This is a genomic window from Bradyrhizobium sp. (assembly GCF_017881085.1).
Taxonomy (GTDB): Bacteria; Pseudomonadota; Alphaproteobacteria; order Rhizobiales; family Xanthobacteraceae; genus Bradyrhizobium.
This window is the reverse complement of record NZ_JADGRI010000393.1, coordinates 1-4,325: the sequence shown is the minus strand read 5'-3', so window position 1 is coordinate 4,325 and position 4,325 is coordinate 1. Positions and strand designations below refer to the sequence as shown.

The 4,325-nt window shown below is 65.6% G+C and carries 3 protein-coding genes and 1 pseudogene; 3 read left to right on the top strand and 1 reads right to left on the bottom strand.

Annotated elements, in window-relative coordinates; translation table 11 throughout:
* Positions 1-85: 85 nt before the first annotated feature.
* The 3 genes from QZ213_RS25275 (at position 86) to QZ213_RS25265 (ending at position 4,089) form a co-directional block, all read left to right on the top strand.
* Positions 86-553, top strand: coding sequence for a hypothetical protein (locus QZ213_RS25275; RefSeq protein WP_291688793.1), 468 nt, complete (start codon positions 86-88; stop codon positions 551-553).
* Positions 554-766: 213 nt separating this feature from the next.
* Positions 767-3,004 (top strand): ATP-binding protein, encoded by a 2,238-nt coding sequence (locus QZ213_RS25270; RefSeq protein ID WP_291688792.1) that lies wholly within the window; start codon positions 767-769, stop codon positions 3,002-3,004.
* A gap of 125 nt (positions 3,005-3,129) precedes the next feature.
* Positions 3,130-4,089, top strand: a complete 960-nt coding sequence (locus tag QZ213_RS25265; protein WP_291688791.1) for a GNAT family N-acetyltransferase — start codon at positions 3,130-3,132, stop codon at positions 4,087-4,089.
* Positions 4,090-4,148: 59 nt separating this feature from the next.
* On the opposite strand, the pseudogene QZ213_RS25260 reads toward QZ213_RS25265, so the two are convergent.
* Positions 4,149-4,325: pseudogene (locus tag QZ213_RS25260) on the bottom strand (type I pantothenate kinase); the annotation flags it as partial.

Genomic DNA, 4,325 nt, shown 5'->3' with positions numbered 1-4,325 from the left:
AACCCGCCGGTAACGAGTCTTGTTTACCGTCTGCCAACCATAAGCCCGCCGCGTGTTCGCGGGCCTGGCGTTGAGTGGGTGTGTGATGTTGCGTCTCAAGATTCTGGCCTCGGCCGTTCCTCTGTTGATCCTCGGCGTATTCGCACGCGGCAGCGTGTTACCCGGCGCGCAGCCCTGCATCGCCATCGCCGACACGTCGGTCCAGATCGCATCCGTGCCCTGGCATGCCGATCTTCACGTCTCCTTCACCGACGATCCGGCGCTGGCGACGGTGCGGGTGCAGCTATCCGACAGCGCCGATTCGGCCGACTTCGCCGTGCTCGACGATGTCGACAGCACCGGGGGCGGCACCTGCGCGGCCAATCCGGCCACGCGGCTGGTCTCGATCTCCGCCAATTCCGCGCCGGACGCACCGGTGATCTATCTTTCGTCCAATGGGCCCGCCGATTACCGGATCTTCGTGCGCTCGAAGAACTTCAGCGCGCGCGATGCGGCCGCATTGGTGGTCGGCGCCGGCGGCGGACATCGCCGGCTGGTCGCCGCCTCGCTCTGAGTTGCCGCGCAGTTTTTGTCCTCTTTTGTTTGACGCGTTTTCCCGACGCGAACCGGTCTCCACTTCGCTCGAAAACGCTATGGCTTAACACGGCATTAACCCTGTTCTCATCGCCGCACGCGACACCGTGCAACCTCAAGCACTTTGCAAGGTCAACCACTTCATCGTCGGCGCCGCGACGGGCGCGGCAAGTCGGGTTTCGGGGTCATCGGCATGGGACGGGTTTTCCGGATCAAGTTACACCTGCGACGCTTCTCCCGACGCCATCATTGGCTGGTCTTCACGGTCCGCTCCTTCATGATCTTTTCCGCCGCGTTCGGCGGTTCGTATGGTTTCATCGCCGGAAGCAGGTCTCCAGGTTCCGGCTACGACCCCAACACCTTTGCAATCGGCGCGAGCTTTTTGTTCGCGGTCGCCTGTCTCGCGCTTGCGACGCTGAGCTTCCGGATGCGCATGATGCGCCAGAAGCTTCGCAAGGTCGCGCTCCACAACGAAACGCTGGCCGACCGCAACTGGGAACTGCAGGAGTCCGAGCAGCGCGCCCGCAGCCTGTTCGAATCGCAGGGCGATTTGATCGTGCTGCGCGACGCCGAGGGCCGCATCAGCTTCGTCAACGACGCCTATTGCGAACTGGCGAAGCAGCCGCGCGACGCGCTGGTCGGCAGCAAGTTCACCTTCCCTGTGCTTGAACAGGGCGACACCGCGCTGGAATCGAACGGCACCCGCATTCACGACCAGAAGATCGCAGGCCCCCTGGGTCCCAGATGGATCGCGTGGCGCGAGGGCTGGGTTCGATCCGACGCCGGCCACCCCGCGGAATTGCAATCCGTCGGCCGCGACGTCACCGACCGCACCGAGACCGAGCGCGCGCTGGCCGAGGCCCGCGACCAGGCCGACGCCGCCAACCGCGCCAAGTCGCGCTTCCTGGCGATGGCCTCTCACGAAATCCGCACGCCGCTGAACGGCATCCTCGGCATGAGCGGCCTGCTTTTGGACACGCCGCTGACGCCGGAGCAGATGACCTACGCCAAGGCGGTGAAAACCTCGGGCGACGCGCTATTGTCGCTGATCGAGGAACTGCTGGACTATTCCAAGATCGAAGCCGGCAAGATCGATCTCGAGCATCGCCCGTTCGCGCTCGCCACCATGATCGAGGACATCACCGAGCTGCTGGCGCCGCGGGCGCAGGCGCGAAAGCTGGAAATCGCGGCCTATGTCGATGAACGGCTGCCGGGCGAAGTGGTCGGCGACGCCGCGAGGCTGCGGCAGGTGCTGCTCAATCTCGCCGGCAACGCCATCAAATTCACTTCCACCGGAGGCGTGGCGCTGATCGTCGAGCCCGGCATCTGGCCGAACGAGATCAGTTTCCTGGTCCGCGACACCGGCATCGGCATCGCACCCGACGCGCGAGAGCGGATTTTCCGCGAGTTCGAGCAGGCCGACGAGCGCATCGCCCGCAGCTATGGCGGCACTGGATTGGGGCTGAGCATCTCCGAACGCATCGTCAAGCGCATGGGCGGCCGCATCACGCTGGAGAGCCAGCTCGGCACGGGATCCACCTTCGAAGTGTCGATTCCGCTTCCTGCCTCGGATGGCCAGCAAAAGCCGTTCGCGGCGCCGGATCTCGCGGGCCAGCCGATCATGCTGGTGACGCCGCAGAGCATCGAGGCCTCGCTGGTGGCGCGGCGGCTGCAGCGCTGGGGCGCCCAGACCTGCATGGTCGCCGATGTCGCGGTGGCAAAGGCCCTGTTGCCGGAACGGACCTGGCACGCCGTGCTGATCGATCGCGCGCTTGGCGCGCAGGAAGTCGAGTCGCTCGGCGAGACCGCGCGGATGCACGCGACGCAACGGATCGTCATGTTCACGCCGGCCGCCCGGCACCAGCCGCAGCCGTCCGGCTCCTCCGCCTTCACCGGCTATCTGATCAAACCGTTGCGCGCGGCCTCGCTCGCGGCGCGGCTGTCGACGGCGCCGGAAGTGGCCGCACCTGGTCTGGCCGATGAAGCGCTGATCGAAACGCCCGTTGCCGCCGAGGCGCCGGCGCGCGGGCTTTCGATCCTGGTCGCCGAAGACAATGAGATCAATGCGCTGCTGATGCGTTCGCTGTTGACGCGTTTGGGGCATCACGCCGTCATCACCACCAATGGCGAAGAAGCGCTGGAATCCTGGCTGGCCGCAAAATCCGCCGGCACGCCCTACGACCTGGTGCTGATGGACATCCAGATGCCGCAACTCGACGGCATCGAGACCACAAAAAGGATCCGCGCGCGCGAGGCCGGCCAGCCCGGCCGGCGGACGCCGATCCTGGCGCTGACCGCGAACACGCTGGTGGAGGACCGCTACGCCTGCTTCGAGGCCGGCATGGACGGCTTCCTGATCAAACCGCTCGACCGCGACAAGCTCGCCGAGGCGCTCACGGGACTTGCCGCCTCGCGGCATCTGGCGGCGTGAGGCGACGGTCTCATGCTGTCACACGCCGGCCATGGCGGCGTCACATGGCTGTTGAACGCCCGTGATTTCTCACCGTCGAAGACCGCGCCGAATCGATTCGGACACAAGCGGTCGCGAGGGACTTCATGCAGAACGGCGAATTGGCGCGGTCGACGCAGCGCCTTTTTCAGATGTTGCGGCCGGAGAATGTCGGGACCGCAGCGCAGACGGCAATCACCTGGCTCAAGCCGCCGCCCTCGCCGTCCGGCGTCATCAAGCCGATCCAACTGCCCGGGCCGTCCGCCACGCTCGGACGGCTGGGCGGGCTCGAGGTGCGGCTCGCCGAGGGTAAGCGCGAGGTCAAGCGCGCGCAAAAGCTGCGCTATCGGGTGTTCTACAAGGACGGCACCGCGATTGCGGACGCCGCCACGCTGCTGGCGCGCCGCGACAAGGATGCGTTCGACAAGATCTGCGATCATCTCATGGTGATCGACCACGCCGCCAGGCCGTCGATCGGCGGCAAGCTGCCGGTGGTCGGGACCTACCGCCTGCTCCGCCAGGACGTGGCGGAAAGAAACGGCGGCTTCTACACCGAGAACGAGTTCGATATCGGCAGCCTGATCGAGCGTCATTCCAATTTGCGCTTTCTCGAGCTCGGCCGCTCCTGCGTACTGCCGCGCTACCGCAACAAACGCACCGTCGAATTGCTGTGGCACGGCATCTGGAGCTATGTCAGGCAGCACCGGCTCGACGTCATGATCGGCTGCGCCAGCTTTGAAGGCACCGATCCCGACCGGCTGGCGCTGCCTCTGTCCTTCCTGCATCATTATGCGCAGGCCCCGGAATCCTGGCGCGCGGCCGCGCATTCCTCGCGCCGTATCGAGATGAACCGGATGGCGAAGGAAGCCATCAACCCGAAAGCCGCGCTGCACGAGCTGCCGCCGTTGATCAAGGGCTATCTGCGGCTCGGCGCCTATATCGGCGACGGCGCGGTGGTCGATCATCAGTTCGGAACCACCGACGTGCTGATCGTGATGCCGGTATCCGCGATCAACGCCCGCTACATCGGGCATTTTGGCGTCGATGCCTCGCGGCACGCCGCCTGACGTGTTTGTTTGGGCATGATCTGTTCCGAAAACCGGTTCCCACTTTTCGGGATCATGCCCTAAAGCCGCCGCAGCGCCACCGTTTCGACCACGTGATCGGCACCCTTCTTCAGGATCAGCGTCGCGCGCGGCCGGGTCGGCAGGATGTTGTCCTCGAGATTGGCGAGGTTGGTGCGTTCCCAGATCGCCAGCGCCGTGGCGGTCGCTTCCTCGTCGGACAGGGGCGCGTAGCGATG